The sequence below is a fragment of the Clostridium subterminale genome, assembly GCF_039521425.1.
In the GTDB taxonomy this organism is placed as follows: domain Bacteria; phylum Bacillota; class Clostridia; order Clostridiales; family Clostridiaceae; genus Clostridium_J; species Clostridium_J subterminale.
The window spans coordinates 535754-557367 of record NZ_BAAACI010000007.1; the positions used below are offsets into that span (position 1 = coordinate 535754).

At 30.1% G+C, this 21614-nt stretch carries 16 protein-coding genes and 1 riboswitch; all 16 genes read right to left on the reverse strand.

The features are described from left to right. Nucleotides 1-46 precede the first annotated feature (46 nt). On the reverse strand, nt 47-1123 hold the full coding sequence (locus ABDZ93_RS16085) for a P-loop NTPase family protein (RefSeq protein WP_343827488.1): 1077 nt from the start codon (nt 1121-1123) through the stop codon (nt 47-49). Next, nucleotides 1110-2534 (reverse strand): radical SAM protein, encoded by a 1425-nt coding sequence (locus ABDZ93_RS16090; RefSeq protein WP_343827489.1) that lies wholly within the window; start codon nt 2532-2534, stop codon nt 1110-1112. Before ABDZ93_RS16090 ends, ABDZ93_RS16085 begins: the two co-directional genes overlap by 14 nt. A gap of 416 nt (nt 2535-2950) precedes the next feature. Next, nucleotides 2951-3625: a hypothetical protein gene (locus ABDZ93_RS16095; RefSeq protein WP_343827490.1), complete on the reverse strand. Its 675-nt coding sequence runs from the start codon at nt 3623-3625 to the stop codon at nt 2951-2953. A gap of 32 nt (nt 3626-3657) precedes the next feature. After that, the gene (locus ABDZ93_RS16100) at nt 3658-4668 is read right to left on the reverse strand and encodes a hypothetical protein (RefSeq protein WP_343827491.1); all 1011 of its coding nucleotides are present in this window, start codon (nt 4666-4668) and stop codon (nt 3658-3660) included. Between the two features lie 498 nt (nt 4669-5166). Then, on the reverse strand, nt 5167-5490 hold the full coding sequence (locus ABDZ93_RS16105) for a hypothetical protein (RefSeq protein WP_343827492.1): 324 nt from the start codon (nt 5488-5490) through the stop codon (nt 5167-5169). Nucleotides 5491-5817: 327 nt separating this feature from the next. Continuing rightward, entirely contained in the window at nt 5818-7347 is a 1530-nt protein-coding gene (guaA, locus tag ABDZ93_RS16110) for a glutamine-hydrolyzing GMP synthase (protein ID WP_343827493.1), read from the reverse strand. A 22-nt stretch (nt 7348-7369) separates the two neighbouring features. Beyond that, a complete protein-coding gene (gene guaB, locus ABDZ93_RS16115) occupies nt 7370-8824 on the reverse strand; it encodes an IMP dehydrogenase (RefSeq protein ID WP_343827494.1) in 1455 nt (484 codons plus the stop codon). A gap of 247 nt (nt 8825-9071) precedes the next feature. Next, nucleotides 9072-9170: riboswitch (purine riboswitch) on the reverse strand. Between the two features lie 190 nt (nt 9171-9360). Next, the gene (locus ABDZ93_RS16120) at nt 9361-12318 is read right to left on the reverse strand and encodes a vWA domain-containing protein (RefSeq protein WP_343827495.1); all 2958 of its coding nucleotides are present in this window, start codon (nt 12316-12318) and stop codon (nt 9361-9363) included. An 85-nt stretch (nt 12319-12403) separates the two neighbouring features. Continuing rightward, a complete protein-coding gene (locus ABDZ93_RS16125) occupies nt 12404-12910 on the reverse strand; it encodes a PilW family protein (RefSeq protein WP_343827496.1) in 507 nt (168 codons plus the stop codon). 17 nt (nt 12911-12927) lie between these two features. Next, nucleotides 12928-14952 (reverse strand): pilus assembly FimT family protein, encoded by a 2025-nt coding sequence (locus ABDZ93_RS16130; protein ID WP_343827497.1) that lies wholly within the window; start codon nt 14950-14952, stop codon nt 12928-12930. A 56-nt stretch (nt 14953-15008) separates the two neighbouring features. After that, the gene (locus ABDZ93_RS16135) at nt 15009-15869 is read right to left on the reverse strand and encodes a type IV pilus modification PilV family protein (RefSeq protein WP_343827498.1); all 861 of its coding nucleotides are present in this window, start codon (nt 15867-15869) and stop codon (nt 15009-15011) included. Beyond that, nucleotides 15856-17103: a hypothetical protein gene (locus tag ABDZ93_RS16140; RefSeq protein WP_343827499.1), complete on the reverse strand. Its 1248-nt coding sequence runs from the start codon at nt 17101-17103 to the stop codon at nt 15856-15858. The genes ABDZ93_RS16135 and ABDZ93_RS16140 overlap by 14 nt, the downstream gene beginning before the upstream one ends. Continuing rightward, nucleotides 17090-17665: a PilN domain-containing protein gene (locus ABDZ93_RS16145; RefSeq protein ID WP_343827500.1), complete on the reverse strand. Its 576-nt coding sequence runs from the start codon at nt 17663-17665 to the stop codon at nt 17090-17092. The genes ABDZ93_RS16140 and ABDZ93_RS16145 overlap by 14 nt, the downstream gene beginning before the upstream one ends. Nucleotides 17666-17673: 8 nt before the next feature. Then, nucleotides 17674-18945, reverse strand: a complete 1272-nt coding sequence (gene pilM, locus ABDZ93_RS16150; protein WP_343827501.1) for a pilus assembly protein PilM — start codon at nt 18943-18945, stop codon at nt 17674-17676. Nucleotides 18946-19849: 904 nt separating this feature from the next. Continuing rightward, a complete protein-coding gene (locus tag ABDZ93_RS16155) occupies nt 19850-20266 on the reverse strand; it encodes a type II secretion system protein (RefSeq protein WP_343827502.1) in 417 nt (138 codons plus the stop codon). A 136-nt stretch (nt 20267-20402) separates the two neighbouring features. After that, nucleotides 20403-21608, reverse strand: a complete 1206-nt coding sequence (locus tag ABDZ93_RS16160; RefSeq protein WP_343827503.1) for a type II secretion system F family protein — start codon at nt 21606-21608, stop codon at nt 20403-20405. Between the last annotated feature and the right edge of the window lie 6 nt (nt 21609-21614).

Consider the following 21614-nt stretch of genomic DNA (forward strand, 5'->3'; position numbering starts at 1 on the left):
GCAAAATGTTTATAACTAATTTAGTTTATCTATTTTATTATTTATTCTACGATAAATCTTTTATGATTTTGGTTTTTAACTCCATAAACTCACTCAGATTATCTAAATACATAACATCTGACCTTTTTTCCTTAAGTTCCTTGATATCTTCCATGAAAGGTTGTAAATCTGTATAAACCGGTCTATCTATGTTTTCTACTACATGTTGCTCTGTATTAATTAATGTATTTGTAATACTAAATACATCAATTTTTTTATTAAATTCACTTATAATATGTTTATTTAATCCATCAAAAAATTCACTGTTTGCCATATTAAAAGGGATTGTAGATATTATATAATCAGGTTTCACTGATAATCCTATTTGGTGGAGATAGAGTCCAAAATCGTTATGCCAAAACTCATCCTTACGTAAAAGTCCCCCTGGTATATCAACAAATATAATATCTGGTGATTCACTAATCTCCAAGGCTTGAATAAATCTATTTAAAGAAATAATTCTCTTTGAAATATCTTTGCTATTTAAAAAATCTAATGGGTAATTATATCCATTATTTAAGATACATTCCTTTTTATTTGATATAATTTTTACATTATAACTACTATCATTAAAAAAGTCTGCTGTTATCATAGATATTAAAGTTGAATCAATAGTTTCAAATAGACCAACAACAAATATTACTATAGCTTTAACATCCTCATAATACTTTGCATTTACTGTATTAAGACTATTCATTATATGTTCTAACTTATGCGCACCTTCTTGGTTTATTTTCTTAATATCATCTTTAAATTCATCTAATTCGTCCAACGAATTTACCTCTATGTTTCTATGAGTTGCATATTGAATAATTTTATTTAAATCACTTTTTAGCAATTCATAATTATTGAAAGTTGGAATTAGTATCTCGTCATATTTATTTTGTTGCAACGCCTTGTCCAAGTTAACAACATTTTTATTAATTTTTTCACGATTTACACAATATGATAAATCCTTTCCTACAAGAGAGAGTCCTTCAGGTGATGCAAAGGTTACATCCATATCTTTCTTGGAAAAAAGCTTTGCCAATGGATAGGTGTCCACTGTAAAAGGATATATTAACTTACTTTTATTTTTCTCCATGTTTTACCTCCATATAATCCTTGTTAAATCTTACATATTCTATTAAATAATCATGAAATGAGGCCTTACAATCTCTACACTCGTTTATCATATTTGAATTCTTATTAAGTAGTTTTTTTTCATAGAGTTTAACACAAATATTACAATACCTTATTGCAAAGCATTTTAAACAATTATTCCCACCATTTTTCCCTATATTCAACATATAATTTGTTTTTTCTTTACTTAATCCAATATCTACATTTCCTATTATATTTATTTGACCTTCTTCACTTACTCTTTCACAGGGATAAAAATTTCCATCAACATCCACCATTAATCTAGTATTACCTGGTATACATTGCCCTGAAGGACACGAAGTTTCACCTAATCCACCACTAGGATATAACCCATTAACTAATTTTTCTACAGATTTTAAAAACAAAGATTCATAAAAACTCATATTAATAAAAGGCTTTTTAGGATTATTCCCAAGGAACAAATACTCTATATAATCTTTTTTTCTTGAAGCATATTGTTCAATGAATTCTTTAGAAATTGTATTTTTAGAAGTCTTATATACATCGTCTAATATTGAAGTTGATACCATTATTTTACTTAAAGCTTCATATTGTTCAAACAAATTTTCATATACATCAAGTCCATACTTAGGATCTATAACCATATTTATAAAAGTTGATTTAAAGAGTTTAGGTAGGTTTTTATATATGAAATTTATTTTATCTACAACATTAAAAAATACACTATTTGAAGATTCAGCATACTTTCTATTCATATCATTAATTTCCTGAGGACCATCTATACTAAATACTAAACTGAAATTATTTTCTTCAAGAAACTTTAGCATTTCGTTATCCAATAATGTACCATTTGTAGTTATTGTATATTTAACCCTCTTTCCATAGAAAATATTCTTAGAATAATTAACAATATATTCCAATGTTTTTATTTCTAAAATAGGTTCCCCTCCATAAAATCCAATTGTTACATACTCACTATCTACAGAATGTTCTTTAAGAAATGAAATTGCTTTTTGAGCTATTGATATGTCTATTGATTTATTGCTATGAGTTCTATTAGTTCCATCATTAGAAGTATATGGACAATATGAACATCTAAGATTACAATTTTGAGTTAATTGTATTGTAAGTAATGATAAATTTCTAGAAAGTAATGTGTCTAAAGAATTCGTAGTAGGATGTTCAATACTTTTAGGCCTATGCTCTGATAAATAGCCCTTTTCTTTTAATTGTAAAAGTTCATTATTTAGCTTGATTTCACTAGAATCATTATTTTTAATTCCATCGAGTATTTTAAAAGACTCATTTGAAATTTTAATAATCTCATTTTTATTAACATCATAGAAATAAGAATCATTGTCTACTAAAAAAATATAAATAAATGGATCCATCTTTTTCCTCCTATTAAAATCAAATAAAATTAAAATTATTTCTTCTGTGTTCTCAAAAATCTTAAGGATACACATCTTCTATAATTTTTATTTATTTGTATTTTTTTATTTATTTGTATTTTTTTTACTTGTACATACTTATATTGTACATTAGTCTACCATTTAAGCAAACATATTATATGTTCTTTTTTATCCATATGTTTAAAATTCATAAATATGATTAGTTTATTGCTAGAAGTCATGTTTCGCTTAGAACCTTTACATCATTTATTATCCATTTAACACCATTCATCCTTAATCATCTATAAAGTTTTCTACTTATATGTATTGAATTTTTGAAATAATAATAGGACTTATATGTTATTAAATATAAAAGAAACTCAGTATATTGCTTTTATACTAAGTTTCTTTTCATCTTATATTACTTTTTCTTTGCTGTACCATTTATAAAATATTTTAAGAGAATTGTCTAATGCTTCTATAGTTAAAATATCTATCTCATTTTCTTCTATTACATAAAAGAATGATTTATCTTCTCCAATTAATATATTAGTCATGGTGTTATTATCAAAATTAATATTTATACTTTTTATATTGGGGTCATTTATTACTCCTCCAAGGATTTTATAATTCTCAGTGAGACTTACCTTTGTTTCCATTACATTCACTGTAAAAGGAGCATATTTATCTACCTCTTTTGTAGAAGTTGCTATGATGTTATAAGAATTTTCTACTTTACTTAATTTGCATAACCCCTCATAGTTTTTACCATTGTCTTCATATAAAAACATGACTAATTTATCCTTTTGTATATCTGATACATTTAGAATAGATATTCTATCTTCACCTATGTTAAGGTTCTTAGATAGAAGATAGGTTATCTTGTCTGTTAACTTTACTTCAAAGGGTTCTTCATCTTTTTTAGGGAAGTTGCCACTTCTTGTCCCCATGGTTTCTTTAAATAAATCATTCTTAATGAGAATAGCTGTAATTAATAATAATAACCCTATAACTGAAATCATAAAAATTCTTCTATTTTTCTTATACATTTTTTTATCAATTCTTTTACCTATCTTCTTATGTGTATTCATATGAAATTCCTCTTTAGATATTTTTTCTCGCTTTACTTGTATGTAGCGGCGTACCATTTGTAGTGCGCTCTATATTTATCATCTATTTTTTCTACTTCATAAAGTCTAAATATTATATATTGAGTCCAATTATATCCTGGATTTACTCCAATGGACAAGATTAAAAAGGAAGCTCCAAAGGAACCAGTTACGTTAAATATAACTTCATTTCTTGCTTCTGCGGGTATATCTTTACCTCCGCTATAGGTTCTAGAAATAGTGGCTCCAGTGCTATTGGCAATATTAACTACTCCATAGGAAGACTGACCACCTCTAGCATAGTTAATCTTTGATATCTTATCCTCGTCTAGTAAAAATTCTGTATATAGATGTACCTTAGAATAGGATAATTCTGATTCAAAGGACCACTCTGCTTCTTTAGTTTCCACCTGTCCATAGGCATATGAAACTCCTTCTTCCATGAGAGTTTCTTCATATCCAACGTTAGATACAACTGGTTTTTTAGTACTTTCTTCTTTATTTAAATTCTCTCTTTGAGAGTTTTTAGTATTATAGGTAATCTTCGAACCATCAGGATAAATTATTTCATAGGCAGATTTATTACTAAAAGTATTAATTACCTTTTCTGTGTATTCTTCTCCACTAAAGATATTTTTTAGAGATTTAAAGGCTTTCTTTAAAGCTACTTTATCTCCTTTTAGTATTTGATTTCTATAGTAATCCTTATTATTTCTAAAGTCTCTATCAGTTATATCTCCTATGGAATTATCTAATATTACTTCCACATCACATTCTTCTAATCTTCTCACTATCTCATCAAGTCTTATATAAAACTCAGCATCCTCTTTGCTTAATCCTTCTCTTGTCAACTTTAATAATTCTTTCTCGTCCACAGGAGTAGTTCTTACTTTATTGCATATTTCAACTATTCTCTTGCCATCATCTTTTGTCTTATTATTTTGTAATGCTAAAACCTCTATAGGTGAGTTACCTATAAAAGAAGTGATTAGTATTATTAAAACCATTACCTTAAAATTTTTCACACTAGCACTCTCCATTCCCATGACATTAGGTTTATTATTCCTAGAGAATGGATTTTAAATTCTAATTATTTATATTATTTTCTTAGATACAAATAAATAAGAGGTGCAAATCAGCCTCTTATTCTTATAGTGTTTACTTCTGTTAAAGCAATAGCTATCTTTTTCCTTGTACTGTCCATTTAAAATCCTCCTTTCATTCACTACATAATCCTATTAACATAATATTAGAGTGTTATATTTCTAAGTTATTTTCTTCTTCTAAATTTAATTTAAATCTATATAATTAAAATTAAATTTTTCACTATTTTTATCAATTATACTATTACATTTTAAATTAGCTAACCATAAAAATATCAAAGAAAACCCCAGGTAATTTTCTTACCTAGGGCTCTTGGGTGATTTTATTCAAGCTCACTTTTAAATAACATCTTCATTTAATTATAAGAAGCCACACTAGCTGTTCATCTGTTTATTAAGCATTCCTAACTAATAAGTATTTTAGAATGGAAATGGAGTAAAAAATAAGAATAATCTAGATAAGTCTCTAAATGGAAAATGTCTACGTCTGAAACGTCTGAATTTTCTTCTAGGACGACCATGAGAGCCAAATTGTCGAGGTTGACCATATTGATCATCACCATCTTGCTCCATTACGTCCTCACCCATCAACATGGTAACACGCTCCGGATCCACATTTTCAATAATTCCATCCATCATAGTTCCATCTCTCATTATTAACATAACGTGACAGTACATGTACTTTCTACATTCATCACGTAAGGATTGGGAATCTCTGTCATAATCATGTACTTCTAAGTTCATTTTTAATCATCTCCTTTACAATATCATGTTATTCTTTTGTAAAGAGAATGGTACCATTTTAATAGATAAATCTTCATATGAATTCAACAAATATTTTTACTGTTTTATTTTATTTAAAACTATAAGCTATTACTTAATATTTACGTTGCCTATTAATAATAAATAAAAAAGTAGTCATGAAATTTCTAAATTATATAGAAACTCATGACTGCTTTCTTGGGTGTGATTTATTTAAACATGTTAACATGTATAAATACATTAGGGTTTAAGAGATATTACTCTACCCAGCAATTGATAGAGTAATATCTGAATCTATTAGAATATATGTTACTCCCACTCTATAGTTGAAGGTGGTTTTGAAGTGATATCATAAACAATTCTGTTTACTCCATTAACTTCATTAACAATCCTTCTAGATACCTTATCAAGTACATCATAAGGGATTCTTGCCCAGTCTGATGTCATTCCATCAGAAGATGTAACTCCTCTTAAGGCTACTGTATGGCTATAGGTTCTTTCATCCCCCATAACTCCTACTGATCTTATATTTGGTAAGCAAGCGAAGTACTGCCAGATTTCACTTTCAAGGCCTGCATTAGCAACCTCTTCTCTAAATATAGCATCTGCTTCTCTTACTATGTGTAGCTTCTCTTCTGTAATTTCACCAAGTACTCTTATTGCAAGTCCTGGTCCTGGGAATGGCTGTCTCCATACTAAGTGGTGTGGAATTCCAATTTCCTCTCCTACAGCTCTTACTTCATCTTTAAATAATTCTCTTAATGGCTCTATTAGTTCAAATTCTATGTCTTCTGGAAGTCCTCCTACATTGTGGTGACTCTTAATTGTAGCTGATGAATTAGTTCCACTCTCTACAACGTCAGCATAAATAGTTCCTTGAACTAAGAAGTCCATTTTACCAAGTTTATTTGATTCTTCTTCAAAAACTCTGATGAATTCTTCTCCAATGATTTTTCTTTTTCTCTCTGGATCAGAAACACCTTTAAGTTTTCCAAGGAATCTCTCTTGAGCATTTACTCTTATAAGGTTCATATCAAAACCTTCTCTGAATATCTTCTCAACTTGGTCTCCCTCATCTTTTCTAAGTAGACCATGGTCTACAAATACGCAAGTTAGGTTTTTACCTATTGCTTTATGAACAAGTACTGCTGCAACAGATGAATCAACTCCACCTGATAATGCGCAAAGTACTTTTCTATCTCCAACTAATTCTTTAATTTGTGCAATCTTTTCTTCTGCAAAGGCAGACATAGACCAGTCTCCCTTAACTTCACATACATTGTATAGGAAGTTTTTAAGCATTTCTGTTCCAAATAAAGTATGTTGAACTTCTGGATGGAATTGAACTCCATAAAGTTTTCTTTCTTCATTTGCCATTGCAGCTATAGGACACTCATCTGTATGACCTATGATTTCAAAGCCTTGTGGCGCACTTTCTATAAAGTCAGTGTGACTCATCCAGCATTGTTTTTCCTTAATTCCATCAAATAATTTATTGTCTGTACTTAAGTTAACATCTGTCTTTCCATATTCTCTAACAGTAGCAGTCTTAACAACTCCACCTAAAACATGAGACATAAGCTGAGCACCATAGCAGATCCCTAGAATAGGTATATTTAATTCAAATAATTCCTTATCTACTCTTGGAGCGCCTTCTCCGTAAACACTGTTAGGTCCACCAGTGAATATTATTCCCTTTGGATCTAATTCTTTTATTTTTTCAACAGAAGTACTATATGGGATTATCTCACAATATACTCCATGCTCTCTTACTCTTCTTGCTATTAATTGATTATATTGACCACCAAAGTCAACAACTAATACTAATTCTCTATCCATAAATTAAGCTCTCCTTTTTAGATTATTGATTTACACTATAATTTGGAGCTTCCTTAGTAATTACTATATCATGTGGATGACTTTCTCTAAATCCAGCTGAAGTTTGAACTACGAAGTTTGCAGTTTCATATAAATCATTTAGTGTAGGTGCTCCTAAGTATCCCATTCCTGAGCGAATACCACCTATTAGTTGGTATATAGTATCTACTACGCTACCCTTAAATGGAAGTCTTCCTTCAACACCTTCTGGTACTAATTTCTTGTTATCTTCTTGGAAGTATCTATCCTTACTTCCGTTTGCCATAGCTCCTAAAGAACCCATTCCTCTATATACCTTGTAACTTCTACCTTGATATATTTCTATTTCACCAGGTGCTTCGGCGCAACCTGCAAACATTGAACCCATCATACAAACTTTAGCTCCAGCAGCTAGTGCCTTAACGATATCGCCTGAGTATTTTATTCCTCCATCAGCTATAACTGGAACTCCTGATTTTTCTGCTTCTTCAACACAGTCCATAACTGCTGTAAGTTGAGGAACTCCAACACCTGCAACTACTCTTGTAGTACAGATAGATCCAGGTCCTATACCCACTTTAACACAATCTGCTCCAGCATCAATTAAAGCTCTTGTTCCTTCTGCTGTTGCAATATTACCTGCTATTACTTGTAGCTCTGGATATTTTTCTTTAACTTGGCTTACTGCATCTATAACACCTTTAGAGTGTCCATGAGCTGTATCTATAGTTATAACATCTACGTGAGCTTTAACTAAGGCATCAACTCTTATCATCATATCCTTTGTAACTCCTACTGCAGCTCCACAAAGTAATCTTCCTGAAGCATCCTTTGCAGCATTAGGGAATTTCACAGCTTTTTCTATATCTTTTATTGTAATTAACCCTTTAAGATTAAAATCTTTATCTACTAAGGGTAGTTTCTCGATTTTATGTTTTGCAAGTATTGCCTTAGCTTCTTCAATACTTGTTCCCTCTTTTGAGGTAACTAGATTCTCACTAGTCATCACTTCACTTACTTTTTTACTAAAATCAGTTTCAAATACTATATCTCTATTAGTAATGATACCAACTAGTTTGCCATTTTCAGTTACTGGCACTCCAGATATTCTATATCTAGACATTATGTTTAATGCATCTTGTATAACATTATCTTTTCCTATGGAGAATGGATTTACAATTACTCCATTTTCTTGTCTTTTAACTGTATCTACTTCGCTTGCTTGAGCTTCTATAGACATATTCTTATGGATAATTCCAATTCCACCTTCACGGGCCATAGCTATTGCCATCTTACTTTCAGTTACTGTATCCATTCCAGCACTTATTAATGGTAGGTTAAGTTTTATAGTTTTAGTTAAGTTCGTTTTAAAGCTAACATCCTTTGGTAAAACTTCAGATTTATTTGGAACTAATAATACGTCATCAAAAGTGTATCCTTGTTTTAATATCTTTGCCATAATTTAAATCCTCTCCTTCTATATTATTTTCTTTATAATTAACTTTAGTTATACTTATATTCTCAAATCAATTAAAATCATCGTATAAATTCTCTAACATAGTTTTTGGTTATATTTTAAATTCAATTAAAACATAAACAAAAACATGCCTAAAATTTACTTTCTACCCATAATATAACTTCTTGAGAGTTCATATTACGTAAATACAAGTAAAATTAAGCATGTCTATAAATTCAACGAAATATTCAACATGGTTACTTTTACTCATAGTCAGAAATTTATCGGTTTCCGGTAGAAACTCCTTGCCATATTCAAGGGATATATGAGTTATTTATTCATAATTTATTAATTGATTACACCTATTTTATTTAAAATAAGTATGTTTGTCAAGGAAAACTTTTAACCTATTTTCTAAATTTTGTAGAAATTTATCGACTTATATAATAATTATACATTATTAGTGATAATTTTTCCATTATCTCACTATAATTTATTAATTAATTATAGTGAGATAATGCATATTTATACTAAAAACTTTAAAATAAATCAGGTAAAGTTTCTTTTTTAAGTCTAAAGGTTTTCTCTTCCTTATTAAATAAAATATTATTTTCATAAGAACCATTTTCTTCACCGGAAGTATCATTTGGCATCTTACACTGATATCTTACCACTACCTGGGTTTCTCCCTTTATATCTGATGATAGTTTAATATTATAACAATTTTGTGTTTCATTCTCACCAATACTGGTTATATCACAATCTATTTCAATTAAATTCCCATCCTTAATAGTATAAATCTTTATCTTACTTAAATCCTGTAAATCTATATCCTTATTTATTCTAAGTTCCACATTGACATTGCTAGATGATATAGTAGCTACGGATGCTATATTAACCTTCATATCATTAGCTATACGTACCTCTCCCTCTGCGACACTATATCCACCACTTATAAGTCCGTTATCTAATCCATGGGCTAAGTCTTTTACTGGAGATATTATATTTACTTTAGGAGTTTGTATTCCCTTTGTAACCTCTTCTTTAAGTAAGTTATTATAGGCTATTACATTATTATCTCCAAAGGATAGCATTCCGTTTTTATCCTGGTTAGGTTTTATTGTAAAACTCACTTTATAAGCTTTACTTTCAGCTTGGTATTTTCCATCACCTTTACTTATATATTTAACCTGTGGTCCTTCAATTGTTGCTATTCCATCTTTTAAGGATTTAGCACTAGAAACCATGGTAAAATTATCGCCTAAGTTTACTCTAAATTCTGTTGGAATTACATAATCATTATATCTACCTTGAGAAATTATTCTATCAGCTAAATCACCCATTAAAGGATTCTTTATATCATCACCGCTTTTATCTTCACTTATAAAATAATTTTCTAGAGTTTCCCCCATTTCTTTATGCAATTGATCTAAACATTTATTTCCCTTTTTTAAATTTAAGCTCATGATATTATACTTTTCATCATCTAAATTAGGAAGCTTTTGATTATTGTAGTTTAAATGATCTGATGCAATTAACACCATATATTTATCTGCATTATCATTTTTAGCATCAAGTATTTCCTTTGCCTTTACCATAGCATCGCCTATCTGCCTTGCATTGTTATCCTCTTTTCCATTATCTTCGATATCTATAGCTTGAATCATTTTTATCATTTCATTTCGATTATTAGTTAGCTCAGAATGTACTTCATATTTATTATTAAAAGTTATTAAACTAAAGTTTACATTATCACCGGCTAAGCCACTGTTGTTAATTAATGAATCTATCAAAGCAGTTTTTATCTCATCTAATTTTCCACCTTTTAGCATAGACTTTGATACATCTAATACTATAGCTATATCTTTTCCCCTCATATTACTGCTACTATCTTTATAGGTAAAATCTTCTCCTATTACATCATAGGTTACCTTTATTTCATCTCCTGAATAAGCCTGTACTTCAGCTTGACTTGTTAGCCTAGCTGTAATATTAGGTAATTCATTTTTATCTATGTTGACATTTATGCTAGGTACTGGAGCAATTATGTTCTCGTTCTTCCAAGGGAAACTCACTGTAGACCCATTAAAGAGTTCATGCTGTCCTGCTACTTCACTTTTAATTATAAATTTAAAATGTACAGGGTCTGCTTTATAGGTCACCTTGCCATTTTTAATCTCACCATCAGTTTTATATAATATATTATCAATGTCTACATTATTTCCTCCAACACTTAGAGAAAATCCTGATTTAAGATTCAGTTCCATTTTTACATTATTAATAGCATAAGTAGATAATATTTCTGTAGCTATCTGTTGGAATACATTATCTATGGCTCCATCATTAGATGCAAAAAAGTTTTTACCTACTCCCCCCATAGATTCATGGATACTTTTTAACGTTTTATTACTTGTACTATTTTCATCTCCTAAATCATACCCAATAGAAAATACATTGTTTGCTGTTTCTTTTACAATTTCTCCAATGGTAGTGGCATAGGAAACAGTCTCCTCAGTTACGTTACTTCCACTTCCAGCGAAATTTGGATTTTCTTTATCTATAATTGTATAGTTTTCTTTATTTCTTGACTTCACTGAATAAAATGTTGGTAATCCATCGGACATCAAAACTATAGTTTTATTAGCATTAGGGTTTCCATTTTCAAGCATATATTGAGCTTTTCTTAAGCCTTCCCCAGTATTAGTTCCTCCCAAAGGTTCTAGCTCGTCTATCATAGATGTGAGTACCTTATCATCTATATTTATAAATTCATTACCAATCGAAATATAATTAGGTATATTATGACCATTCCTCTTATCAACATCTGACACATATTTATTACCATTTTTACCATTAGGATTTATAGTTGCTTCTGTAGAGTATGCAACTATACTAATCTTTAAGTTAGGTACATCCTTCATCTTATCTACAAAGTTCTTAGCTGCTTTTTTTAGCTCTTTTATCTTTGTTGTTCTAACAGTATGTGAACTGATTTTATCATGTTCTGTACAATAATCTTCTACCCATTGGTGAGTTATTCTATTGTTACAATCTTCATTAGAGTTATAACTCCATCCTCCATGTTCTTTACAATACCATAACCATCCATACCAATTGTTATACAAACGCTTTTCTAATCTACAAGGAGTATCTTCTTCACAGCTAGTCCTACCATGTGTTGTACAATATTTTACTCTTTCATTAGCACATTCCACATTAATAGCATCTTTCATACTCCCCGATACATCTAGTACTAATACAATTTCCTTGGATGGAACCTCTGATTCAAATTCTTTAGGAACTATTTCTCCACTTACTGTAATATCTTCTCCTACCTTAGGGAATTCAGGGGATACTGAATTTATCTTTACATCAAAGGTAGGCTTTGTTGCTACTTCAGCACTGGCATTTGTTGCAGAAGTCATTACTAGGGTAACTGTCATACAGAGAATAAGTCCTATGCACAATATTGCTTTGTAACCGATTCTTTTTTTCATTTTATCCACCTCCATCACCATTAGTAGGTTGTTAACAGACTTCCTTGCTTTAGAGGGAACTTTATTCCCAATGAAGTTTAAATCATTACTTCTTATGACTATTTCTAAATAAAAAACTTTCTTTTACTGAATAATCTATATCCTCTTCTTTTAATGATAATTTAATTTCTATACTCTTTGAGGTATCATCTGAAGCTTTTATATGCTGTAAATGTGAACCTATCAACCTTTTTCCATCTTCTTTTGTAGATAGATAAATATTACTTTCTTCAATGATAAATTTAACTCCTTCATTAGTTACTGTACCATCATCTTCAACCCTTGAGAATGTTATGGCTTTTACAGCTTTTACAGTACCATCAAGTTCTTTATCTACTTCACATTTAGTAGCTGCCATGGCATATTTAGATATAGTATCTAAAATCACCTTAGCTTCATATTGAAGGTCAGATCTAGTGTTTATCGCCTCTAGCTTTCTTTCATTAGAAAAGAAAAAGGAGAATATGAATAAAGTAACTATAGATAGGAGCCCTAATGCTATTACTAGTTCTATTAAGGTTACCCCTTTTTTCTTTCTATTTAAAATCATCATCCCACTACCTCTATAACTTATTTTTCTAGTGTCCACTTTTCCTTTGTAATCAAATCTGTAGCTAGTATAATTTTCTCTGTTACTAAGTTTTTACCTTGAGTAAAGATAAAATCTAATACACCTTTATTCTTCTTATCCTTTAGATCCTCTTCTGATAATTTTGCAGTTCCTATTATACCCTTAGAATTCTTTATATTTATATCTTTTAGGGATATAATAGTGCCTTTATAGTCCTTAGTTGCAATGTAATTTACATTGCCCTTGGTTACTACTATATAGGTTATATCCTTAATTGCATCCCTATTAAATTCCTTATTATAGGCAGCTGCTTTACTTTCATGTCTTAATATGATTTTATTATTGTTAATTTCAATATCTCTATTTTCATCATCATTTAAGACAATTACCATATTTTCTAACTCAATAATGTTACCTCTATCTGCAATTAATGAGGATACACCATCCCAATTTATTTGGTTTTCTACAGTATAAATAGCCTTACCCTCTGGAAATTTGTTTGCATCATACTCTTCATTTCCCATATAATAAACAGCTCGTACAAAACTTTCCTTCATCTTTTTTACTGCATCAACCTCTTTGGTATTAATACTCACTGAATTTCCATGGACTTTTTCTCCTGAAATATATGCTCCAGCAGTATAAGTTTTCTGTGGCAATGATATTCCCCTTGCTCTTATCTCTGCATCTTCAGAATTACTATAATCTACAAAGTGCTCTGCTTTATCCACTACATTTAAAGGTTGTCCTGCTGCATTTTTAGTTATAAGCACTAATGGGTCTAAATACTCATATTGGTCATCACTATAGTTTCCTTGAAAGTCCTTAGTATAAGCCTTATAATTACCCTTTAAGGCTACAGACTCTCCTGTCTGATAAGGCTCATTATGAGTCTTTATATAAGCAGAACCCATTAAATATGCACTGTCACTAACTGTCACCTTACCTTTATTACTTGGCCACTTCATAGAATTAATAATAATGGAGCTAGAACCCCTTACGACTTCTCCATTCTCTGTAGGTGAATCAATATTTAAGTCATTAAAGCCATAAAGATTTTTTATATTAATTTTTGCATCACTAGCTCCTATAACTAAATCATTAGCTAGATATAAATCTGCCTTACTGCAATCTACATCTATTCCACCTTCCACATCACCTTGTGCTAAGTTTCCTAAGAATATATTTTCTGCATAAACCTTATTATCAGTTTCTTTATCTTTTAAAGCTATAGGCTTAATAATTACCTTACTTTTGTCTACGGTAATATTAGCAGCTGTATTAACTTGTCCGTTAAATTCCGTATCAGTATTATTTATCTCAATTCCGCCCTTATACTTATCTATGGTTGGAGCTTTAGCCATGTCTTTGCTTCTTAAACCTTGAATCCAAAGGTTTCCGTCTATTTCAAGATTACCATCCTTAACATGGGATGAATCAGTAGCAATAGTTAAGTTTCCATCTGCTGCTAAAGTATAATTTATTAATTTAGAAGTTTTTCCATCTGCTTTATCAAGAACTCTATAGTCTTCTGGTGTAGCTAAATTATAAGAGACATTTACTATTCTTTCTTTGCCTTTAGCATCTATATAGTTAGAAGTTATCTTAACAATTTTATAGTCTGAAGACTCATTTTCCTTAGCAAGAGCCTTTAATTCGCACTTCACCACTGCTTTGTTATTATTTATTACATATTCTCCAGATACATAACTCTCAAGACTATCACCTAAATACTTGTTATAAACCTCTTTAAAAGTTACATTTTGTTCCTTTATTGTATTTTTAGTATTACCTTCTTTTATTCCTTCTTCTATAGCTATCTCTATCACTTCAGTCATTTTAGCATAAGCCTTATCAATTCCAGATTCAGCAGAATAAAGATTTTTAACCCTATTGTTCTCTTCTACTCTTAGCTTATAGTTTGCATAGGTAGCCCCTAGCATAGCCAGTGCCAAAGTAGCTAATATACCAAATACAGCTATTACAAGTAACATAGATGAACCTTTAGTCTTTCTTTTTCTCATCTTCTCCCTCCTCTTAATTTAATAACTCTATTAAAACCCCTTTTTAATTACTTATGCTATTTAAGTAGCTCTAAATTCATAGTTTCTACTACTTCCCCATTTTTATCAGCTGTTAGTTCTACAAAGTACAATTTTTCATTAATAATATCCTCACTATCCTTAACCCCTTCTATTAACTCTACTTGGCCATTAAATTTAGATATTATAACATCTTGCCTTTCAGATACTTTTTCCCCATTATATAGATAAATTTTTAATTTTTCTGCTTTGCTGTTATTTTCTACACTTAAATTTAATTTCTTATCACTATCCTCATTTAAGCATATCAGTAATGCATTATCTTCTGGTTTTGGGATAGCAATGATACTTTTACCATAAGTAACATTTATCTCCCCTGATTCTTTCATTTCTATAGTAACTTCCTCTGAAGGTATCACTGAATTACCTATGGATTTTTTTATAGCTTCTCCTATAATCCCCTTACTATTTGATATTGATATGGATCCATCATAAAAATATATAGTTCTATCAACCTTCATTTCACTAACTTTATTATTAGTTACCACAGAATTTTCTTTTATATAGCCTTCTATAGAAAACCCATTTACATTCCCACTAAGGGAATATATTAATTTATTATCCTCCCCTGTGGTCTCACTTAAAGTAATTCCATTGGTTAAAGGAGTGGATACAGCACTAGATAAACTATCTATAGCCTTAATATTTTCTACAGTTTCCTGAAGTACTGCCTTAGCTTGTTGTTTATTTTCTGTGGTTTTATTAATCTTAACAGAAGTCAGTACTATGTTAGCTATGGGAATAAGAATAATTGAAATTAGAGCAAAGCTAATTATTACCTCTAGAAGAGTAAAGCCTTTTTTACTTTTTCTAGGTTTAGTAACTTTATTTATTAACATACTCCACCTTTCCTTCTGGTGTAATTTGCACCCTTGGATTAGTTTTATCATCATCAATTATGGTCAATGAAACCTTCTTATTATTAGTGTTGTTTATTACTTTTATATTTGCTCCTACCTTGTCATCGATACCTATACGTTTAGATGAATATATTCCAATATTTATATTTTCTTCATCCACATTCTTTAACTCTATACCGTTTTTGCTGTAATCTGATGGATAGCTAGCTTTCTCTGTCTTGTACTTAATATAGTACTTGCCACCTTCTTTATTTACCTCAATCTCCACATCTACCTTTTTATTTTCATCGTTATATATATAAGTTTCTCTAGTTAAATCATCTTCCTTTCCTAAGGTTAAGCTTGGTAAATCTGAATTCACACCTTTTAAAGCCATAACTATGACATACTTGTTTTCCTCATTAGTTCTTGATGCTAATAAACTTTGACTTCCCTCTAAAAAAGGATTTTCCTTTCCGTACTTCTCATCAAAAGGCCATTTTAAATATTTTGCATCTTCATAAGAATTGATTTTAGGTATGGAGTAAAATTCTAAGTCTAAGGTTCCAGATACTTCATCATTTCCTGAGGCAGTAATGTTTATATTTGGCATAGCTAAAAGTCTTTCATATTCTGATACTATCTTTACAAACTTAGTAACATTTTTATAGGTACCATTAAAGGATACAGATACCTTCATCTGCTCTACCTTAGTTTCCTTTGATTCTCCTTCATCTCTTTTATCAGCTTGTTCTTCTCCAAGCTCTTTAGTTTCCTCAAGTTTTCCTTCTACATCTTCCTTGGTCTTTTCTTTATTTGATTCTTCCACTACCTGCTCTAGGGATGGTTTTGCCTTAGCTTCTGCTACTTCAGAAAAATAAGCTTCTATTGGAGATATTGTAACCTCAGAAAAAGTTAAGCTTCCCTTGATTCCAGCTTCATTTAGCAGTTTGTTTAGCTCTATGATTATTCTATCTTGATACATTTCAGGATATAAAAGCATAGATTTTGAACCTATACTATCCTTCAAAATCTTTATATCACTTTTATTCTTTGTAATAGTATTTATATTGGTAAGCATCTCATTATATTTCTTATTTAACTCTGATTCTTGCTGTTTAACTTCTTGAAATTTAGCATATTGCTTTTCATAAACTAGCTTATAGTATCCTGCACATATTATTACGAGGACTAATACTCCTAATAAAAATTTTTCTCTTTTACTTACTTTCATTATAGTATGCCTCCTTTAGTTTACAGGTCATAGTAAAGGTAAAGACCTCTTTTTCTCCTTCACCTAAATCTGACACTATACCACCTATATGAGATTCTTCTATGAATTCAATATTATTAATATTATGTTGGAACTCAGCAATAGCCTCTCTATTTGTAGCTGTAGCGTTTATTTCTATAGAGCCCGCTGCAAAATTCATAGACTTAAAATACACTTCTTTAGGAAGGGTATAGTTTATCTCCTCTATAAACTCAGGACTCAATTTATTTCTATCAGTTATGCCACGGAAGATTTCATTTAGCTTACTGTTATAGGTAGAAAAGGTTTCTTTCTCTGTAGCTGCAGCTAAGCTTTCTTTATAACTTTCTACAAAAGCTTCTTCATTGATTTTATTATTAAGATTGCTTATTGAACTTTCAGCTCTATAAATTCCAAAGGCATTAAATGCTAATGTTCCTATAATACCTACACCAACTATAGCTGCCGCACTAAAAATGGCTTTCTTTACTTCTGCATCACTTTCTTTATTTGTATCCACATAAAAAAAATTCAAATCATTCATAATCTCACCTACAATCTTATTAATGCACCTAATGCATTAACATATTCTTCAATAGTTGTTGTATTTATATTTTTATCAAATTCTATATTGTTAACTGTAATGATTTTTGTAGTTTCTATCCCAGTCTTTAAGGCTATATATTCATCTATTCCCTTCAGCTTGGAAGTTCCACCGTATAAATATATATGATTAATCTTTTTCCCATTACTTTTATTAGTATAGAACTGTATTATTCTGTTTAAATCATCTAGCCAGCCTTCTATAACTTCTACCACTCCGTCATTAAGTTCATTTTCTTTTCTATGCTTTCCTACTTCAACCTGAGTCTTCTTTACTTCCTCTGCTTCCTCCATGGATATTCCATTTAAATCAACAATAAACTTATCTATCTCTATTCCACCAATTGGTATAACTCTTATAAACTCTAATTTATTATTATTAACTATAGATAAGTTTATATTTTTATGACCTAAGTCTAAATACAATACAGATTCTTCTTTCTTTATTAAATCCACATTGTATATCTCTGCAATACTACTAAGCTTTCTTATGGAGTTATTTGTTATATCTAAGGAATATGGATTTACAAGTAGCTTTTCAACTAAGTTTCTATAGGAATCAATAAGATTCTTTGGATATATAATAGTAAATATTTTTTGTTTCCTAACACTATCCACTATAACTTCTTCCAAACTCATAAATTGAATTACATAATTATTTAAATTTATAGCTAAAAATTGCTCTATTTCATAATTAACTAAAGTTCTTAATTCTTCACTATTCTCCACATAAGGAACTATAAGCTCTCTACTTATAATTGTAGATGAGGAAGAAACCATAGCTATATTCTTAGATTTCATCCCTGAACTTTTCATTTCCTCCTTTAATTTAAGTAAAATGGAATCTTCGTTGTAAAGTTCTCCATCTTGGATAATGTCCTCTGGAGATTTTATTTTACTCATGCTATAAACCTTTATTTTTCCATTCTTAACTTGTCCCTCAACTATTTTTATATCTTTGGATCCTATATCAAGACTTACAAGTTTTATACTCTTAGGTTTAGCAGGTTTATCATCATTAACTTTTTTTATTTTTTTAAACTTAAGATCCTGTAATTTTATATCTCTGTTCCATATGGATTCCTTATTAGAATTTTCAACATCAATTCCTTTATGATAACCTTCCTTATTTAATAAGGTGCTATTATCTATATTTACTTGAATTTCCTTATTCTTTAACTCTTCACTCTTATTTACCTTAGACTTGCTAAACAAACTCAAAATTAGCACTCCCTTCTTCTCAAATCCTTTATATTCAATTAATCTTTAATATGTAAATCAGTTTTTATTTAATTACAAGAATTTTTGTTTTAATTATAATAATTTCGACTTGTTCATTACTTATAAATTTCACCTTGCTTATTGCTATTCATCATTATATTTATATCTATTTTATATGCACTAAGGTTCTAATAACTTAGCTACCTAAATAACTTTCAATTTCAATGTTTTTCTTTTATAACTTCTATTAAATTTCATATATCTTCTTTATTACCCGAGAAATATCTCGAAATAAACAGATTTCTTAGTATCAGTATTTTCGATACTTAGAAATCGTTATCCAGGGACGTATCGGCTCTTTACTCCCACTTTGAAGAAGCTGGAGGTATTATAGAGCTGGTAGTCATCGGAGTAACAGAGTTCTTAGCTTCTTCGAAGCTTTAGAAATCGTTATCCAGGGACGTAGTAGCTCTTCACTTCCACTTCGAAGAAGATGGAGGTATTAGAGAGCTAGTAGTCATCGGAGTAAATATATAACTACACAAAATTTTTTATATAAAACTATTTACCTATGAAAATATATAAATATTTATATATAAAACTATTAAAATAGTTAACTAGTTATTGTGGCATCAATACTTTGCAGTGTTTTTGCTGTTTTAGTAGTTATGTATAGGATATGGAATTTCCATGTTTATTTCACGAATTCTTTATATATGTATTTTATAAAATTTTCAACAATTTCAATGTTTTTAGCTTTTTATGTTTTTATGTTCTTCCATGGTTTAAGTGTTGATATAAATGGTGTTTAAGCTTGTAGAGGAATGTTTTATTTATTTTTAGAAACATAAGTGCAAAGGATGGCCTTACACTTATGTTTGTTTGATAAGATATGTTAGTTAAATTATTTTGTTACAGCATCAACTTTACCATCTTCGATTTTTATTTCGTAAGAAGTTGCCTTTACTTCTCCAACTTTACCTTGAGGTGCCTTAACTTCATTTAATGCTTCTTCTACTATTACTTTAGCAGTTCTTCCATTAGAACCTTTTATATCACCATCTTCTTCTGGTAAGTTTGTTCCTGGTGGAGTTAGTTCTATTGTTCCGTTTCCAGTTATAGATTCATCTGAAACTAACATTAATACTGTTCTTTCAATTGTTTCACAGCTTTGCTTATCTGCTTTAATTTTAGAATTTTCTCTTACTGCTGTGAAGTTTGGTATAGCTATTAATGCTATGATTGCCATTACTGCTAGAACTATGATTAGCTCTATTAGGGTAAATCCTTTTTTCTTTTTGTTGTTTGCTCTTTTTATCATTTTAAATGACCTCCTGATTATTTATTTTATTTTAATGAGTTTTACCTAATTAAGACCATATTGGTACAAGCATTGGTATAACCTTAGCTTGTACTTCCTCGAACCCCCAAAGGCTACCACCCATTGATTAACACTATTACATTACGTTGTACATTTCGAACATTGGAGTTAGTATGGAGATTATTAGAAATCCTACTACTACTCCCATTATTATTAGCATTATTGGATCTAGGATTGTGGTGAAGGCTTCTATTGCTCTTTCTAGCTCTTCGTCGTAGAAGTCTGCTGTTTTGCTTAGTATGTTGTCTAGTTCTCCAGCTTCTTCTCCGATTTTTATCATAGACCCTAGCATAGGTGGAAATAACTCTGATTCCTTTATGGCATCGGATAGTGTATCTCCAGCTAACATTCTTTCTTTTACTATTTTTAGTTTTACATCTGCATATTTATTTTCTAGTACTGCAGATACTACATCAATGGAGCTGGCTATGGATAGTCCTGCTCCTAGAACTGTGGATAGTCCTCTCGCAAATCTCGATACTACAATTTTTTGATTTAAGTCCTTAAAGAGAGACTTTTTTAGTTTAAATTTACTGTACATATAAATTCCAGAGTCAACTCTCTTGGTGTAATATTTAAATCCTACTACTAAGCCTATAATAACAAGACCTATTAATATACCGTAGTGCCTTATGGCATCTCCCATGGATAGTACTATCCTTGTCATGGCTGGAAGTTCTGAACCTGCTGATTCAAACATATCCATAAACATTGGCATTATATAAGTTAGAATAAATACCACTACAAAAACTGTTACTGTAGCTAATATGCCTGGATAGATTAAGGCATTTTTAAGCTTACCATTCATCTTTGTTTGCTTTTCATAATAAGTAGCCATCCTGTTCATGATGGAATCTAAGGTACCACTTTGTTCTCCAACCTGAATCATACTGATAAGCAGTGTTGGAAATTCATTAGAGTATTTACCCATGGCTACAGATAATTCTTCACCTTTTCTTATATCTTCATCTACTTTTCCAAGAACTTCTCTAAGCTTTTTATTAGGTATTTGTTCTGATAACAGACTTATGGCATTAATTATGGAAACTCCTGCTTCTATCATGGTAGCTAATTGTCTACAAAATATAGAAATATCCTTGTTATTAACCTTGTTTCTCTTTCCTAGAATAATTTCTTTACTTCCTAAAGCTTCTTCAATGGATAGGGGTGAATATCCATTAGACATCATAAGATTTAAAACATCTTCTCTACTCTTACATTCATGTACCCCTTGAATAACTTCACCCTTAGAGCTAATAGCCTTATATTTATATTTAGACATAATTTA